The following is a 16,241-nucleotide window of genomic DNA, read 5'->3' as shown; positions in this document are numbered from 1 at the left end:
ACAGCCCGGCCCCGGCCGCGGCCCAGTAGACCCGGACGGGTACGGCCCGTGACAGCCGATCGAGTGGGAGCGACCAGGGACAGCCCGTGAGGGCCGGTCCTGGGCGGTTCAAGCGAGGTGGTACCGCGACCCGGCCCGGGGTCTGAGATCCGGGCGGGCCGTCCTCGTGCAGACCAGCAGCACTGCCAGGAGACCGCACGTGACCTACCCCCTGACCCCGCCCACCCCCCGCGATGCCGAGAGCGCCGGAGACGACGCGAGCACCGGCGTCCCAACGAGCACAGGCTCCGCCTTCGGCCGCGGCGTCCCTGCGTCGCCGCGGTTCCCGCAGATCGAGGAGAAGGTCCTCGCCTACTGGAAGGCCGACGACACCTTCCAGGAGTCGATCCGCTCCCGCGAGGGCGCTCAGGAGTGGGTGTTCTACGACGGCCCGCCCTTCGCCAACGGCCTGCCGCACTACGGGCACCTGCTGACCGGCTACGCCAAGGACGTCTTCCCCCGCTTCCAGACGATGCGCGGCAAGCAGGTGCACCGCCGCTTCGGCTGGGACACGCACGGCCTGCCCGCCGAGCTCGAGGCGGAGCGGCAGCTCGGCATCACCGACAAGTCGCAGATCGAGGAGATGGGCGTCGCCGCCTTCAACGCGGCCGCCAAGGAGTCGGTGCTGCGCTACACGGGGGAGTGGCAGGACTACGTCACCCGCCAGGCGCGCTGGGTCGACTTCGACGACGACTACAAGACCCTCGACCCCACCTTCATGGAGTCCGTGATCTGGGCCTTCAAGCGGCTCTACGACAAGGGCCTCGCCTACGAGGGCCACCGCGTGCTGCCCTACTGCTGGCGCGACCAGACCCCGCTCTCGAACCACGAGCTGCGGATGGACGACGACGTCTACAAGATGCGCCAGGACCAGACGGTCACGGTCACCTTCCCCCTCGTCGGCGAGACCGCCGAGGCGCTGAACCTCACCGCCGTCCGCGCCCTCGCCTGGACGACGACCCCGTGGACGCTGCCCACCAACGCCGCGCTCGCCGTCGGCCCCGACATCGAGTACGCCGTGCTGGCGGCCGGCCCGAACGGCGCCGCCGACGGCAAGGGCGAGCCGGAGGAGCGCGAGCTCTCGGCCGAGTACCTCCTCGCCATCGACCAGGTCGGCGCCTACGCCAAGGACCTCGGCTACGAGGACGCGGAGTCGGCGCTGGCCGCCGTCTCGCGCACGCACCGCGGCAGCGAGCTCGAGGGCATCAGCTACGACCGCCTCTGGGACCACTACGCCGACACCGAGCAGTGGGGCACGCAGAACGCGTGGCGCATCCTCGTCGCCGACTACGTGACCACCAGCGAGGGCACCGGCATCGTGCACCAGGCGCCGGCCTACGGCGAGGACGACCAGAAGGTCTGCGAGGCGGCGGGGATCCCCGTCATCATCTCCGTCGACGACGGCGGCCGCTTCCTGCCGCAGATCAGCGAGGTCGCCGGCCTGCAGGTCTTCGAGGCCAACAAGCCGCTGACGCAGCTCCTCAGGGCGCAGCACCGCCTGCTCCGCCAGGCCAGCTACGAGCACAGCTACCCGCACTGCTGGCGCTGCCGCAACCCGCTGATCTACAAGGCCGTCTCCAGCTGGTTCGTCCGCGTCACCGCGATCCGCGACCGGATGGAGGAGCTCAACCAGGAGATCACCTGGGTCCCCGAGAACGTCAAGGACGGCCAGTTCGGCAAGTGGCTCTCCGGTGCGCGCGACTGGTCGATCAGCCGCAACCGCTACTTCGGCTCGCCGATCCCGGTGTGGAAGAGCGACGACCCGGACTACCCGCGCATCGACGTCTACGGCTCGCTCGACGAGCTCGAGCGCGACTTCGGCGTGCGCCCGGAGGACCTGCACCGCCCGTACATCGACGAGCTCACCCGCCCGAACCCCGACGACCCGACCGGCCGCTCGACCATGCGCCGCATCAGCGACGTGCTCGACGTCTGGTTCGACTCCGGCTCGATGCCGTTCGCGCAGGTGCACTACCCGTTCGAGAACTCCGACTGGTTCGACTCGCACAACCCGGCCGACTTCATCGTCGAGTACATCGGGCAGACCCGCGGCTGGTTCTACACGCTGCACGTGCTCTCGACCGCGCTCTTCGACCGGCCGGCCTTCCGCAACGTGGTCAGCCACGGCATCGTGCTCGGCAACGACGGGCAGAAGATGTCGAAGTCGCTGCGCAACTACCCGGACGTCGCCGAGGTCTTCGACCGCGACGGCTCCGACGCCATGCGCTGGTTCCTGATGTCGAGCCCGGTGCTGCGCGGCGGCAACCTCGTCGTCACCGAGGAGGGCATCCGCGAGGGCGTGCGCCAGGTGCTGCTGCCGCTCTGGAACACCTGGTACTTCTTCTCGCTCTACGCCAACGCCTCGGTCGACGCCGCGGGCGAGGGCTACAGCGCGAGCCGCCGCACCGACTCCGAGGACGTGCTCGACCGCTACCTGCTGGCCAAGACGCACGACCTGATCGAGACTGTGACCGGGCACCTCGAGGCGCTCGACTCGACCCTCGCGGCGGCCGCGCTCCGCGACTTCGCCGACGTGCTGACCAACTGGTACGTCCGCCGCTCGCGCGACCGCTTCTGGCAGGGCGTCGACGCCGAGGGCCGCGGCACGGAGGCGTTCGACACGCTCTTCACCGTGCTCGAGACCGTCTGCCGGGTCGCCGCCCCGCTGCTCCCGCTGATGACCGAGGAGATCTGGCAGGGCCTGACCGGCGGGCGGAGCGTGCACCTGGCCGACTGGCCCGATGCCGCCGAGTTCCCGGTCGACGAGACGCTGGTGCACGCGATGGACGCGGTCCGCGGCATCTCGTCCACGGCGCTGTCGCTGCGCAAGCAGGCCGGCCTCCGGGTCCGCCTGCCGCTCGCGCGGCTCACGGTCGTCGTCGACGACGCCGCCGAGCTGGCGCCGTTCGAGGCGATCCTGCGCGACGAGCTGAACGTCAAGGAGGTGTCGCTGGTCCCGCTGGTCGAGTCCAGCGCGGCCGACTACGGCGTCACCTCCCGCCTCTCCGTCAACGCGCGCGCCGCGGGCCCCCGCCTCGGGAGGGGCGTGCAGACCGTCATCAAGGCCGCGAAGGCCGGCGACTGGAGCGAGACCGACGGCGTCGTCACCGCCGGCGGCGTCGAGCTGGTCGAGGGCGAGTACGAGCTGACCCTGGAGGTCGGCGGCTCGGGTGCCGACGACCGCGCGATCGCGCTGCTGCCGCGCGGCGGCTTCGTGCTGCTCGACACGGCGACCACGCCGGAGCTGGAGGCCGAGGGCCTGGCCCGCGACCTGATCCGCGCCGTGCAGGACGCCCGCAAGGCCGCCGGCTTCGAGGTCAGCGACCGCATCGAGCTCGAGATCGTCCTCGACGAGATGAGCATGGCGGCCCTCGAGCCGCACGCGCTCTGGATCGCCGAGGAGACCCTCGCGACCGGCTTCGCCTTCGCCGCGCTCACCACCGCGCTGGAGGGCGGCGAGGGTGCGATCGCCTTCGGGCCCGCCGGGACCGCCATCATCCGCGTCGAGAAGGTGGAGGCCTCCGATGTCTGACAAGGACCGCTACTCCGAGGAGGACGCCCGGCTCGCGCGTGAGGCGGCCGACGCCGTCTACGCGAGCCTGCTGAAGCGGCTCGGCGAGGCGAGCCCCCGCCCGCGGCTCGCACCGACGCGCCGCGCCGTCGACTACATGGGCGACCCGCAGCAGGCCTACCCCGTCATCCAGGTCGCCGGCACCAACGGCAAGACCTCGACCAGCCGGATGATCGAGAGTCTGCTCCGCGCCCACGGGCTGCGGGTCGGCCTCTTCACCAGCCCGCACCTCGAGCGCTTCAACGAGCGCATCGTCATCGACGGCGCGCCGATCTCCGACCTCGGCCTCGCCACGAACTGGCTCGACGTCGAGCCCTACCTCACCATGACCGACGCCGAGCTCGTCGGCCGGGGCGAGAGCACGCTCTCGTTCTTCGAGGCGCTCACCGTGCTGGCTTACGCGGCCTTCGCGGACGCTCCGGTCGACGTCGCGGTGATCGAGGTCGGCATGGGCGGCGAGTGGGACTCGACGAACGTCGCGGACGCGCAGGTCGCCGTCTTCACGCCGATCGCGCTCGACCACACCCGGCAGCTCGGCGCGACGATCGAGGAGATCGCGCGCACCAAGTCCGGCATCGTGAAGCCCGCCGCCGCCGTCGTGTCGGCGAAGCAGACCCCTGAGGCGGAGGCGGTGCTGCGGCAGGCGGCCGAGCTGACCGAGTCGACGATCGTGTTCGAGGGCGCCGACTTCGACGTCGAGTCGACCACGGTCGCCGTGGGCGGCCAGCTCGTCTCCGTCCGCGGTCTCGTCACCCGCTACGAGCAGCTTCTGCTGCCGTTCTTCGGCGACCACCAGGCCGAGAACGCGGCGGTCGCGATCGCCGCGGTCGAGACGTTCCTCGGCGGCGGCACGCAGGAGCTGACCGGGAACGTCCTCGACGAGGGCTTCGCCGCGGCGACCTCGCCGGGCCGCCTCCAGATCGTCGGCCAGTCGCCGCGCACGGTCGTCGATGCGGCGCACAACCCGCACGGCGCGGCCTCCCTCGCCTCCGCGATCGAGCGCTACTTCGACTTCGACCGCGTCACCGCGGTCCTCGGCGTCCTCGCCGAGAAGGACGCGGAGGGCATCCTGCGCGCGCTCCTGCCGGTCGTCGACGAGCTCATCGTCACGACCGCCCCGAGCGAGCGCGGAGTCCCGGCCGAGGAGCTCGCCGAGCTGGCCCGCACCGTGTTCCCCGCGGAGTCGGTCCGCGTCGCCGAGGACCCGGACGGCGCGCTCACCGCAGGCCGCCTCCTCGCCGCCCGGACCGACAGGGGCGCCCTGCTCGTCACCGGGTCGATCACCCTCGTCGGACGGACGATGACCGTCGCCCGCGACGAGAACTGGCTCGGCGCGTGAGGGCCGGCCGGCCGCGCCGCACCCGGACCGTCCGCGAGAGCCTCGGCTCGATCGTCCTCGGCTTCGAGGCCGTCATCGTCTTCCTCGCGACACTCGTCGCCTTCGGGCTGAAGGCCGCCGACCCGGTGATCGTCCTCGTCGGGGGAGCGGTGGTCTGCCTCGCCCTCGTCGCGACGCTCGGCCTCCTCAACCGGCCGGCCGGCTTCCGGATCGGCTGGGTCCTCCAGTTCGTTATCGTGGCCACCGGTGCCCTGGTCCCGATCATGTTCGTCATCGGCGCGGCGTTCGTCGCCCTGTGGACGTACTGCATGGTCACCGGTACCAAGCTCGACACCCAGAGCCGCCGCGCGGCGGACGGGCCCACCGACCCCACCCCGACCTAAGGAGACCGCCGAACCATGGCCATCCAGGAGACCCTCGTCCTCGTCAAGCCCGACGGCGTCGCCCGCAACCTCACCGGCGAGATCCTCCGCCGCATCGAGGCGAAGGGCTACTCGCTCGTCGACATCAAGCTCGTCGAGGCCGACCGCGAGCTGCTCGCCGCCCACTACGCCGAGCACGAGGGCAAGCCGTTCTACGAGCCCCTCGTCGAGTTCATGGAGAGCGGCCCCATCGTCGCCCTCCGCATCGCCGGCGACCGCGTCATCGAGGGCTTCCGCTCCCTCGCCGGCACGACCGATCCCACCACCGCCGCCCCCGGCACCATCCGCGGCGACCTCGGCCGCGACTGGGGCCTCAAGGTCCAGCAGAACCTGGTGCACGGCTCCGACTCCGCTGAATCCGCGGAGCGCGAGCTCGCGCTCTGGTTCGCGTAGCGAACCGCCGCGGTGCCGTCTTGCGCCGCGGTAATCCGCGACGCCGCGGTCGGCTCTCGGAGGCGGACGCGTTCCGCAGAGCGTCCTGCGCTCGGCGACGGGAAAGCGCTGACACGCGCTTTCCCGGATGCGCCTCCGAGGCGGTCGCCCGCGTGCGAGCATGCTGATCGAGTAGCCCGCGGAGCGGGCGTATCGAGATCCACCGGGGTCGGCAGGTGAGTGTGCAAACTCCTGTCTTGACGACGGTGGGTCTCGATACGCCGCTGCGCGGCTACTCGACCAGCAAGGAAGGGCGCGTCCCGCGGCCTGGGACCCCGCGCATGCTGAAGGCAGCGCGATAGCCGGCAACCATGCTGATCGAGTAGCCGGCGGAGAGGGCGTATCGAGATCCTCCGCCTCCCGGGGGCGGCGTCGGGCGTCAGCCCGGCAGCGTCAGAGGTAGGACAGCACGTCGAGTCGCACCTGGGCCATCACGGCGATCGCCAGGTAGCAGACGATGGTGATGAACGGCACCCAGCCGTAGGCGGCCCCCGCGAAGCGGCGGACCGCGGCGGGGACCGGGAACACGCCCTCACGGAGATTGCGGAGGGTCACCAGCCAGAAGCCGGGGATGACGACGGCCCAGGTGAGCATGCACCAGGGGCAGAGCGTCCCGAGAGCGAAGATGCTCGTCGCGATCAGCCAGCCGACGAAGGCGAGCGCGAAGACGAAGCCGAGGTTGAACAGCGCCCAGAACCAGCGGTCGAAGCGCGCCCCCGCGAGCAGCCCGGCACCCACGACGATCGGCGCGATCCACGCGGCGACGCCGATCAGCGGATTCGGGAAGCCGAAGATCGCGCCCTGCGCCGACTTCAGGTTGGCGCTGCACTGCACGAGCAGGCTGAAGTCGCAGCCGAGGGCCTCCGACGACCCGCTCAGCGAGGTGAACTTGTCGAGGGTCAGCGTGAACGCGGCGATCCAGCCGATCACGCCGAGCACGATCAGGAGCACCGCGAAGAGGACCGGACGCTGCTGGGTGGGGGCGCTCGGCACCTCGGGATCGCTGGACACCGGGGGATTATGGCACGCGGCGAATCGGCGGCTCTGGGAATGCGTGCGATAATCGGAGCCGTCGGCCCGGAAGATCCCGCACCGACGCGAAGAAGGTTTACCGGGCGAGCACCGGGCCACAGGAGATCGACAGCGTTCCGCGAATGAGCGCGACGCATCTCCACGTGTCGGATAGTCAGTTCCGAGGAGAAGCTGCAACCGGAGTCCTGCGCCACGTGAGCGACGGGACCGGGGGAGCGGAAGGATTCGCGGCGGGCCGAGGCCCGTCGCTCGAGAACAGCATCCGGGTCGACGGCGCGGCGCACGACCCGGCCGAGGAGTGCACCAGGAATGGTGGAAGACAACAGCACGGGCGGATCCGAACCGGACCGCGACGAGCCCCGCAGCGGGGCCAGGAAGATCAGTCGCCTCTTCGGTGGCCGTCGGACGAACCGACGGGCCGGATCGAGCGCATCAGCGACAGGGGAAACGATCATCGACACGAACGACGCCGAGCAGAACGGGTCGGACACCACCGCCCCGGACACGGCAGCCCAGGACACCGAGCAGACCACCGCGCCGGACGCGAGCGCCGAGTCCGGCGAGACGGAAGGGCCGGCCTCGACCGGCGCCGCCTTCTTCACCGCCGGCCCGGAGTCGCCGGCCGACGCCGAGCAGTCCGCGACGGAGGAGTCCGCGCCCCGCCGCCCGCCGCTGCCGAGCACGTCGCTGCTCTTCCAGGCGCCGATCCTGCCGGACTACGTCCAGCTGACCCCACTCCCGCCCCGCGGCGCGCCGCTCGGCGTCCGCGAGGAGCGCGACGAGCCGGAGGAGGAGCAGGGCTCCGTCCGCCGCCGCTCGCGCCGCCGCAGCGGCGAGAGCGACCGCGGCGGCTCCGACGACCCCGAGAACACCGTCGTCCGGGTCCGTCAGCCGCGCGAGCAGCGCGAGCCCCGCGAGGCGCGCGAGCCGGAGCTGATCACCGAGCCGCAGCGCATCAAGGGCTCGACCCGCCTCGAGGCCAAGAAGCAGCGCCGCCGCGACGGCCGCGACGCCGGCCGCCGCCGCACGGTCGTCACCGAGTCCGAGTTCCTCGCCCGCCGGGAGGCCGTCGACCGCGTCATGGTCGTCCGCTCGAAGGAGGACAGCATCCGCATCGGCGTGCTCGAGGACGGCGTCCTCGCCGAGCACTACGTCGCCCGCTCGCAGGAGGCGTCGCTGATCGGCAACGTCTACCTCGGCCGCGTGCAGAACGTCCTGCCCAGCATGGAGGCGGCCTTCGTCGACATCGGGCGCGGCCGCAACGCCGTGCTCTACTCCGGCGAGGTCGACTGGGACGCGGCGAACAACGCCGGCGGCCCCCGCCGCATCGAGCTCGCGCTCAAGCCCGGCGACCGCGTGCTCGTCCAGGTCACCAAGGACCCGGTCGGCCACAAGGGCGCCCGCCTCACCAGCCAGATCTCGCTCCCTGGCCGCTACCTCGTCTACGTGCCCAACGGCTCGATGAACGGCATCTCGCGCAAGCTCCCGGACACCGAGCGCGCGCGCCTCAAGAAGATCCTCAAGGAGGTCCTCCCCGAGAACGTGGGCGTCATCGTCCGCACGGCCGCCGAGGGCGCCACGGAGGAGCAGCTCACGGTCGACGTCGAGCGCCTCACCGCGCAGTGGACCGCGCTCAGCACCAAGGCCGCGACCGGCCAGGCGCCGGCGCTGCTGCACAGCGAGCCCGACCTGCTGATCAAGATCGTCCGCGACGTCTTCAACGAGGACTTCGAGAAGATGGTGATCGCCGGCGACGACGCCCGCGAGACCATCGAGCTCTACCTCAGCCAGGTCGCTCCCGACCTGCTCGAGCGGGTGCAGGTCTACTCGGGCGAGCAGGACGCGTTCGACGAGTTCCGCATCACCGAGCAGATCGAGAAGGCCCTCGAGCGCAAGGTCTGGCTGCCCAGCGGCGGCTCGCTCGTGATCGACCGCACCGAGGCCATGACGGTCGTCGACGTGAACACCGGCAAGTTCGTCGGCTCCGGCGGCAACCTCGAGGAGACGGTCACCAAGAACAACCTCGAGGCCGCCGAGGAGATCGTCCGCCAGCTCCGGCTGCGCGACATCGGCGGCATCATCGTCGTCGACTTCATCGACATGGTGCTCGAGTCCAACCGCGATCTCGTGCTCCGGCGCCTGGTCGAGTGCCTGAGCCGCGACCGGACCAAGCACCAGGTCGCCGAGGTCACCTCGCTCGGCCTCGTGCAGATGACCCGCAAGAAGCTCGGCCTCGGCCTCCTGGAGACCTTCAGCGAGAACTGCGAGGTCTGCGCGGGCCGCGGCGTCATCGTCCAGCACGACCCGGTGGTCAAGCACCGCTCGACCGCTGCTCCGCAGCAGGAGCGCCGCCGCGGCGGCAAGCCCGTCGGCGAGCAGCCCTCGAACGGCCGCGGTGGCCAGGCCGCTCAGAACGGCTACAGCGCCCAGAACGGCGCCGGGGCGCAGAACGGCTCCAAGCCGGTCAGCACCCACGCCATCACCGATGACGCCAAGAACGCGCTCGCGCAGATCGCGGCGAGCACGATCCACCCGGCCGCCGTCCGGCACGCGGCGGAGGAGGCCGTCGCCCTCGTCGACGAGGCCACGACCACCGCGGAGACGCCGCCGGCCGAGCAGCCGGCCGATCCGTCCGCCGAGCAGTCGGGCGAGCAGTCCGCGGAGCGTCAGGGCGAGTCGTCCGGCCGCCGCGAGCGTCCCGCCCGGGGCGAGCGCCGTCGCCGAGGCCGCGACCGCGAGCCGCGCCAGGAGACGCCGGAGTCCGGCGAGCAGCAGGAGTCCGCTCCCGCCGCCCGCGAGACGGCCCAGGAGCCCGCAGCGCAGGAGCCCGCGGTTCAGCCCGTCGCGGCCGAGGCTCCTGCGGCCCAGGCCCCGGTGGTCCCGATCCTCGACATCCCGATCCCGCCCGCTCCGGTCGTGACCGAGCGCCGGGTGCCGAGCGCGGTCGCCGAGCACCTGCTCGACTCCGTCCTGGACGCGCTGCCCGCACCCAAGCAGCCCGGCCAGGGCCGCGCCAAGAGCCGTCGGGTCACCACGGCGGCGCTCACCGGGATCGCGGTCGTGCCCGAGCAGACGCCGCGCCGCGCGCAGTAGCGCGACCAGCGACGATCAGTGGGGCCCGGTGCCCGGCGAGAGCCGGCGCCGGGCCCTCTCCGCGTCCCGGTCCCGGCCCTTCACGCGCAGGCCGCTGTCGCGGAGCCGCTCGACCAGCTCCCGGCTGCCCACGGGCACGGCGCCCGCCGCGAGCAGCTCCTCGCGACGCGCGGCGGGCACGTCGTAGTGATCGAGGTCGAAGCCGCGCTCGGGCAGCCCGACGCGGCGCGCGAAGGCGTGCAGCTCCTCGAGGGAGGAGTCGCTGACGAGGTGGGCCCAGAGCGTGTCATGGGCGGGCCAGCGCGCCGCGTCGAGGAGGATCGCCATCCGTCGATCGTAGGCGGCGCGCCTGCCCGATCCGCGGCACGGCCTGCACTATCGTGACGGGGTCGTCGGTCGGGCGGCACCCCCTCCGGGGCGGTGCGCGTTTGACCGGGGAGCACGGATCCCGTACTCTTGACCGTTGGTGTGGCGCGATCCATGTGCTCACGCAGATTTCCGTTGCCGCTCGGTCCCTCACGGGATGCGAGCCGCGGTGCCGGTCCCCTCGTCCCGTACGAGAGACGGGTACGACCGGGAAGACCGGGGTCCGACCCCGTCCTTACAAGCCCCGGACAGCGCTCACGCGCCGTCCAGATGAGAAAACAGGTACGAGAAGTGGTTTACGCAGTTGTGCGCGCCGGTGGCCGGCAGGAGAAGGTCGAGGTCGGCACCATCGTGACGATGGACCGCATCAAGGCCGACGAGAACGGCACCGTGCAGCTGGCTGCCGTGCTCCTCGTCGACGGGGACTCCATCACCTCGGACGCCGCGGCGCTCGAGAAGGTGTCGGTCACGGCCGAGGTGCTCGAGGAGCTCCGCGGTCCGAAGATCATCATCCAGAAGTTCAAGAACAAGACCGGGTACAAGAAGCGCCAGGGGCACCGTCAGGACCTCACGCGCGTCAAGGTCACGGGCATCAAGTAACACCCACACTTCGCTGATCTGCGGCGGGAGCCATCGCTCCGCAGAGCATCAGCACGGGGCTGCGGCCCCCCGGTCTCGAGGAGATGAGAAATGGCACACAAGAAGGGCGCAAGCTCCACCCGCAACGGTCGCGACTCGAACGCGCAGCGTCTCGGCGTGAAGCGCTTCGGCGGTCAGGTCGTCAGCGCGGGCGAGATCATCGTCCGCCAGCGCGGCACCCACTTCCACCCCGGCGTCAACGTCGGTCGTGGCGGGGACGACACCCTGTTCGCCCTCTCGGCCGGTGCGGTCGAGTTCGGCCAGAAGGGCGGCCGCAAGGTCGTCAACATCGTGGTGGCCGCCGCTTAGGCAGCTCTCCTCGGCCGAGCAGGCACAGGACGCAAGGGGCGGGCTTCGGCTCGCCCCTTGCGCGTTGCTGCGGCACCCTCACCGCGAGCCCCGGGCTCGTGGGCGCCGCGCACCTCGGCACCCGGCGTCGGACACTCCGACGCCGCCACCTCCCCATCGGACGGAACACACCATGGTCACCTTCGTCGACAACGTCACGCTGCACCTGCGCGCCGGGCACGGCGGCAACGGCTGCGTCTCCGTCCGCCGCGAGAAGTTCAAGCCGCTGGCCGGCCCCGACGGCGGCAACGGCGGTCACGGCGGCGACATCGTCCTCGTCGCCGATGCGCAGACCACCACGCTGCTCGCCTTCCACCGGCACCCGCACCGCTCCTCGGCCAACGGCGGCCCCGGGATGGGCGACCACCGCGCCGGCGGCAACGGCGACCTCCTCGAGCTGATGGTCCCGGTCGGGACCGTCGTCAAGTCGCCCACGGGCGAGGAGCTGCTCGACATGGACGAGCCGGGGCTCCGCTTCGTCATCGCCCCCGGCGGCCAGGGCGGCCTCGGCAACGCCTCGCTCGCGACCACCAAGCGCAAGGCCCCCGGCTTCGCGCTGCTCGGCACTCCCGGCTGGGAGGGCGACGTCGTCCTCGAGCTGAAGACCGTCGCCGACGTCGCGCTCGTGGGCTTCCCCTCGGCCGGCAAGTCCAGCCTCGTCGCGGCCATCTCCGCGGCGAAGCCGAAGATCGCCGACTACCCGTTCACCACCCTCGCCCCGAACCTCGGCGTCGTCCAGGCGGGGGAGTCGCGCTACACCGTCGCCGACGTCCCCGGCCTGATCGAGGGCGCGAGCGAGGGCAAGGGCCTGGGCCTGGAGTTCCTCCGCCACGTCGAGCGCTGCACCGCTCTCGTGCACGTGCTCGACTGCGCCACGCTCGAGCCGGGCCGCGACCCGCTGACCGACCTCGACATCATCCTCGGCGAGCTGGCCGCGTACCCGGTCGGCGACGGCCAGGTGCCGCTCCTCGAGCGCCCGCAGCTGATCGCCCTGAACAAGGTCGACGTGCCGGAGGCCCAGGAGCTCGCCGACTTCGTGCGCGCCGACCTCGAGGCCCGCGGCTACCGCGTCTTCGAGATCTCGACCGTCTCCCACTCGGGACTGCGCCAGCTGACCTTCGCCCTCGGCGAGATCGTCGAGCAGCACCGTCTCGCCCTCGCGGCCGAGCCCAAGGTCGAGCGGATCACCATCCGCCCGCGCGCCGTCGACGAGAAGGACTACGAGATCCGCGTCGAGGGCGGCTCCTACGGCAACGTCTACCGCGTGCTCGGCACCAAGCCGCAGCGCTGGGTCGCGCAGACCGACTTCACGAACGACGAGGCCGTCGGCTTCCTCGCCGACCGGCTCGCGAAGCTCGGCGTCGAGAACGGCCTCTTCTCGGCCGGGGCCGTCGCCGGCTCGACAGTCGTCATCGGCCCGGGCGACGGCGTCGTCTTCGACTGGGAGCCCACGCTCACCTCGACGGCGGAGCTGATCACCGCCCCGCGCGGCACCGACCTCCGCCTCGAGGAGAACAACCGCAAGACCCGCGCCGAGCGTCGCGACAACTACCTCGAGCGGATGGACGCCAAGGCGGCCGCCCGCGCCGAGCTCGACCGCGAGCGCCAGGGCGGCGTCTGGCGCGTCTCCGACGAGGACGACCTGGTGGGCGACGCCGAGGAGGTCTGACTCCTCGGCACCGCCCTCGGCGAGGCGCCGTCGGCGAATACACTGGCCGGATGCCGCAGACGACCCTCGACAGCTCCGTCCTGACCGAGCGGTTCGCCGCCTCCCGCACGGCCTCGCGGTCCCTCCGCAGCGCGACGACCGACCTCAAGAACCGCGCCCTGCTCGCGATCGCCGACGCCGTCCGCGGATCCGTCGAGCGGGTCGTCCCGGCCAACGGGCTCGACCTCGCGAACGGCCGGGAGAACGGCATGAGCGCCGGGCTGCAGGACCGCCTCCGTCTCGACGAGGCGCGCCTCGGCTCCCTCGCGGACGCCGTGGTCGCGGTCGCCGGTCTCGTCGACCCGGTCGGCCAGACGGTCCGCGGCTCGAACCTGCCCAACGGCGCCTCGCTCACCCAGGTGCGCGTGCCCTTCGGCGTCGTCGGCGCCATCTACGAGGCGCGCCCCAACGTCACGATCGACATCGCCGCCCTCGCGCTCAAGAGCGGCAACGCCGTGATCCTCCGCGGCGGCAGCGCGGCCGAGAACACCAACCGCGTCCTCGTCGAGCTGCTGCAGGAGGCGGTCGCCTCCGTCGGCCTGCCCGCCGAGCTGATCCAGACGGTCGACGACTTCGGCCGCGAGGGCGCCAAGGCTCTGATGCGCGCCCGCGGCTACGTCGACGTGCTCGTGCCCCGCGGCAGCGCCGGTCTGATCGAGTCGGTCGTGACCGAGTCGACCGTGCCGGTGATCGAGACGGGCGCCGGAGTGGTGCACGTCTTCCTCGACGCGACCGCGGACGAGCAGTGGGCCGTCGACATCGTGCACAACGCCAAGACCCAGCGCCCGAGCACCTGCAACGCGCTCGAGACGCTGCTGGTGCACCGGGACGCCGCCGAGCGCCTCCTGCCGCCCGTCCTCGGCCGCCTCGCCGCCGCCGGAGTGACCGTGCACGGCGACGAGCGGGTTCGCGCGATCATCGCCGATGCGGTGCCCGCCACCGAGGAGGACTGGACGGCCGAGTACTACTCGCTCGACATCGCGGTCGCCGTCGTCGACGATCTCGACGCGGCGATGGACCACATCGCCCGCTACTCCACCCACCACACCGAGTCGATCGTCACCGACGACCTGCGCAGCGCCGAGCGCTTCCTCGCCGAGGTCGACTCCGCGGTGGTGATGGTGAACGCGTCCACCCGCTTCACCGACGGCGGCGAGTTCGGCTTCGGCGCCGAGGTCGGCATCTCGACGCAGAAGCTGCACGCCCGCGGCCCGATGGGGCTGCCCGAGCTGACGAGCACGAAGTGGCTGCTGCGCGGGTCCGGTCAGGTCCGCTCCTAGCGCCGCACCCGGCTCGCGGCGGTGTCCGGGTAGACTCGACGACGCCCTGAGTGGGCGATCCCGATTCCAAGGAGCACCGCATGTCCCTCGTGACGACCGTCCTCGCTGAAGCAGCGCACACCGAGCTGCCGATGCCGACCATCGTCTACGGGCTGATCGCCGTCGTCGCCTTCACTGCGCTCGGCTTCGTCACGTGGAGCTACCGCGACGTCGCCAACCGCCACTCGCACAAGACCGGTGCCGGCTCGCACGACTCCCACGGCCACGGCCACTAGTCCGGCGGCCCTGCGATCGTGACGTCCGCCGCGAGCGGAGACCCGCGGCGTCCGCGCATCGGCGTGATGGGTGGCACCTTCGACCCGATCCACCACGGGCACCTCGTCGCCGCCTCCGAGGTGGCGCAGTCCTTCGACCTCGACGAGGTCGTCTTCGTGCCGACCGGCCGGCCGTGGCACAAGAAGACGGTCACGCCGCCGGAGCACCGCTACCTGATGACGGTCATCGCGACCGCGTCCAACCCGCGCTTCACCGTCAGCCGCGTCGACATCGACCGCATCGGCACGACGTACACGATCGACACGCTCCGCGACATCCACCTCGCCCACCCCGATGCCGAGCTGTTCTTCATCACGGGAGCCGATGCCGTCGAGCAGATCCTGAGCTGGAAGGACTACGACGAGCTCTGGGAGCTGGCGCACTTCGTCGCCGTCAGCCGGCCGGGTCATGCCCTGTCCGTTTCGGGATTGCCGGCTCAGGACGTATCCTTGTTGGAAATTCCGGCGCTAGCGATTTCCTCGACGGACTGTCGGAGCCGCGTGAACCGGGGTGATCCGGTCTGGTATCTGGTTCCCGACGGTGTCGTCCAGTACATCTCGAAGCACCACCTGTATCGGAGCACGACATGACAGTTCAGCACGAGGGCGCGCCGCTCACCCGGCGCGAGATCCGCGAGCGCGAGCGAGCCGCGGCCGGCGCCGCGCCCGCCGCCGCACCGACGACCTCCCGCCGCGCCGCGACCGCGTCCGTCACTGCCGCGGGCGAGATGCCCGTCCTCACCGCGACCCAGGCCCTGCGCGTCCCCGTCGTCGCGCCGACCCCCGCCCCCGAGCCCGAGCTCAGCACCTCCGCCATCGAGGTCGTGCTGCCCGAGGGCGTCGATCGCAGCACGCTCACCCGCCGCGAGCTCCGCGCGCTGCTCGCCCAGCAGCAGGCCGAGCAGGTCGCCGCGACCCCCGAGGCCGCGCCTGCCGACGCCGCGCAGGAGTCGGCGAAGACCGAGCCCGACGCCGCCGCCGAGGAGACCGCTGCCGAGGAGACCGCTCCCGAGGTGTCCGACGTCGAGCAGCCGGCCGACGAGTCCGAGCAGTCGGACGACGAGCCCGAGCAGCCCAAGCTCAACACCGCCCTCTTCGCCACCGTCGGCACGCTCGACATCGCGGACGAGAAGGCCACAGAGATCACCGGCAGCTTCCACCCGCCGATCGAGCACCTGGCCATCACCGACGAGCTCGACAGCAAGTCCAAGGAGGAGGTCGACGCCTCCTTCGACTCCCTCATCGCGAGCGGAGTCGCCGCGACGGGCGCCGTCACCACGACGAACGCCCTGATCCTGCCGACCGCGGGCGACGCGTCTCCGGCCCGCACGGACACGGGGGAGGTGCTCGTCACGGGCTCCTTCGACCTGCCGCGGAGCCTCGGCTCCACCGGTCAGCACCCCAACCTCTACGACTCGCCCGATGTCGACCGCTACGTCGACCGCATCGACCGCGAGCAGCCCGCCTCCGACTCGGAGCCCGTCCGGGCGTCGAGCGCCGTCTCCACGCACGCCGCGGGCACCGCGATGATCGCCCCGCAGAAGCGCCGCGCCGTCAGCGTCCCCGTCGTGCTGGCCATCACCGCCGCCGTGCTGCTGGTCGCCTCGATCGCGCTGTTCATCGGCGGCTTCGTCCTCAACATCTTCTGATCCACCACC

At 71.8% G+C, this 16,241-nt stretch carries 14 protein-coding genes; 12 read left to right on the top strand and 2 right to left on the bottom strand.

Annotated elements, in window-relative coordinates; translation table 11 throughout:
• Nucleotides 1-199 precede the first annotated feature (199 nt).
• Genes ileS through ndk form a run of 4 tightly spaced genes read left to right on the top strand, consistent with a single transcriptional unit; the run spans nt 200 to nt 5,764 of the window.
• Nucleotides 200-3,571, top strand: coding sequence for an isoleucine--tRNA ligase (ileS, locus tag MT353_RS11710; protein ID WP_374204708.1), 3,372 nt, complete (start codon nt 200-202; stop codon nt 3,569-3,571).
• Nucleotides 3,564-4,949, top strand: a complete 1,386-nt coding sequence (locus tag MT353_RS11705; RefSeq protein ID WP_243624529.1) for a folylpolyglutamate synthase/dihydrofolate synthase family protein — start codon at nt 3,564-3,566, stop codon at nt 4,947-4,949. The genes ileS and MT353_RS11705 overlap by 8 nt, the downstream gene beginning before the upstream one ends.
• On the top strand, nt 4,946-5,332 hold the full coding sequence (locus MT353_RS11700; protein WP_243599174.1) for a DUF4233 domain-containing protein: 387 nt from the start codon (nt 4,946-4,948) through the stop codon (nt 5,330-5,332). Before MT353_RS11705 ends, MT353_RS11700 begins: the two co-directional genes overlap by 4 nt.
• Before the next feature lie 15 nt (nt 5,333-5,347).
• On the top strand, nt 5,348-5,764 hold the full coding sequence (gene ndk / locus MT353_RS11695; RefSeq protein ID WP_123732274.1) for a nucleoside-diphosphate kinase: 417 nt from the start codon (nt 5,348-5,350) through the stop codon (nt 5,762-5,764).
• Nucleotides 5,765-6,196: 432 nt separating this feature from the next.
• Here the strand turns inward: ndk and MT353_RS11690 are convergent, their stop codons facing one another.
• On the bottom strand, nt 6,197-6,814 hold the full coding sequence (locus MT353_RS11690) for a vitamin K epoxide reductase family protein (protein WP_243624527.1): 618 nt from the start codon (nt 6,812-6,814) through the stop codon (nt 6,197-6,199).
• A gap of 330 nt (nt 6,815-7,144) precedes the next feature.
• Here MT353_RS11690 and MT353_RS11685 point away from each other — a divergent pair, with 330 nt between their 5' ends.
• Nucleotides 7,145-9,928: an Rne/Rng family ribonuclease gene (locus MT353_RS11685; RefSeq protein ID WP_243624525.1), complete on the top strand. Its 2,784-nt coding sequence runs from the start codon at nt 7,145-7,147 to the stop codon at nt 9,926-9,928.
• 15 nt (nt 9,929-9,943) lie between these two features.
• On the opposite strand, the gene MT353_RS11680 is transcribed toward MT353_RS11685, so the two are convergent.
• The gene (locus tag MT353_RS11680; RefSeq protein WP_123445821.1) at nt 9,944-10,255 is read right to left on the bottom strand and encodes a DUF4031 domain-containing protein; all 312 of its coding nucleotides are present in this window, start codon (nt 10,253-10,255) and stop codon (nt 9,944-9,946) included.
• A gap of 330 nt (nt 10,256-10,585) precedes the next feature.
• Between MT353_RS11680 and rplU the strand changes: the two genes are divergently transcribed.
• The 7 genes from rplU to MT353_RS11645 all read left to right on the top strand — a co-directional run bounded on the left by rplU (nt 10,586) and on the right by MT353_RS11645 (nt 16,232).
• The gene (gene rplU / locus MT353_RS11675) at nt 10,586-10,894 is read left to right on the top strand and encodes a 50S ribosomal protein L21 (protein WP_123445822.1); all 309 of its coding nucleotides are present in this window, start codon (nt 10,586-10,588) and stop codon (nt 10,892-10,894) included.
• A gap of 90 nt (nt 10,895-10,984) precedes the next feature.
• Nucleotides 10,985-11,242, top strand: coding sequence for a 50S ribosomal protein L27 (rpmA, locus tag MT353_RS11670; RefSeq protein ID WP_123445823.1), 258 nt, complete (start codon nt 10,985-10,987; stop codon nt 11,240-11,242).
• Between the two features lie 172 nt (nt 11,243-11,414).
• Nucleotides 11,415-12,950 (top strand): GTPase ObgE, encoded by a 1,536-nt coding sequence (gene obgE, locus MT353_RS11665; protein WP_123703517.1) that lies wholly within the window; start codon nt 11,415-11,417, stop codon nt 12,948-12,950.
• 50 nt (nt 12,951-13,000) lie between these two features.
• Complete coding sequence (locus tag MT353_RS11660; RefSeq protein ID WP_243624523.1) at nt 13,001-14,269, top strand: glutamate-5-semialdehyde dehydrogenase; 1,269 nt, start codon at nt 13,001-13,003, stop codon at nt 14,267-14,269.
• 80 nt (nt 14,270-14,349) lie between these two features.
• A complete protein-coding gene (locus tag MT353_RS11655; protein ID WP_123445826.1) occupies nt 14,350-14,544 on the top strand; it encodes a hypothetical protein in 195 nt (64 codons plus the stop codon).
• 18 nt (nt 14,545-14,562) lie between these two features.
• Entirely contained in the window at nt 14,563-15,174 is a 612-nt protein-coding gene (gene nadD / locus MT353_RS11650) for a nicotinate-nucleotide adenylyltransferase (protein ID WP_308197317.1), read from the top strand.
• On the top strand, nt 15,171-16,232 hold the full coding sequence (locus MT353_RS11645) for a hypothetical protein (protein WP_243624521.1): 1,062 nt from the start codon (nt 15,171-15,173) through the stop codon (nt 16,230-16,232). Before nadD ends, MT353_RS11645 begins: the two co-directional genes overlap by 4 nt.
• The last annotated feature ends 9 nt before the right edge of the window (nt 16,233-16,241 follow it).

The sequence above is a fragment of the Rathayibacter sp. VKM Ac-2927 genome, assembly GCF_022815525.1.
Classification (GTDB): Bacteria; Actinomycetota; Actinomycetes; order Actinomycetales; family Microbacteriaceae; genus Rathayibacter; species Rathayibacter festucae.
Note: the sequence above shows the minus strand (reverse complement) of the source record. Positions and strands in the feature narration are given on the sequence as shown.

Coding starts and splice junctions, on each gene's coding strand:
- MT353_RS11705 (WP_243624529.1), top strand. CDS start 3,564: ATGTCTGACAAGGACCGCTACTCCGAGGAGGACGCCCGGCTCGCGCGT.
- ndk (WP_123732274.1), top strand. CDS start 5,348: ATGGCCATCCAGGAGACCCTCGTCCTCGTCAAGCCCGACGGCGTCGCC.
- MT353_RS11685 (WP_243624525.1), top strand. CDS start 7,145: ATGGTGGAAGACAACAGCACGGGCGGATCCGAACCGGACCGCGACGAG.
- MT353_RS11680 (WP_123445821.1), bottom strand. CDS start 10,255: ATGGCGATCCTCCTCGACGCGGCGCGCTGGCCCGCCCATGACACGCTC.
- rpmA (WP_123445823.1), top strand. CDS start 10,985: ATGGCACACAAGAAGGGCGCAAGCTCCACCCGCAACGGTCGCGACTCG.
- obgE (WP_123703517.1), top strand. CDS start 11,415: ATGGTCACCTTCGTCGACAACGTCACGCTGCACCTGCGCGCCGGGCAC.
- MT353_RS11660 (WP_243624523.1), top strand. CDS start 13,001: ATGCCGCAGACGACCCTCGACAGCTCCGTCCTGACCGAGCGGTTCGCC.
- MT353_RS11655 (WP_123445826.1), top strand. CDS start 14,350: ATGTCCCTCGTGACGACCGTCCTCGCTGAAGCAGCGCACACCGAGCTG.
- MT353_RS11645 (WP_243624521.1), top strand. CDS start 15,171: ATGACAGTTCAGCACGAGGGCGCGCCGCTCACCCGGCGCGAGATCCGC.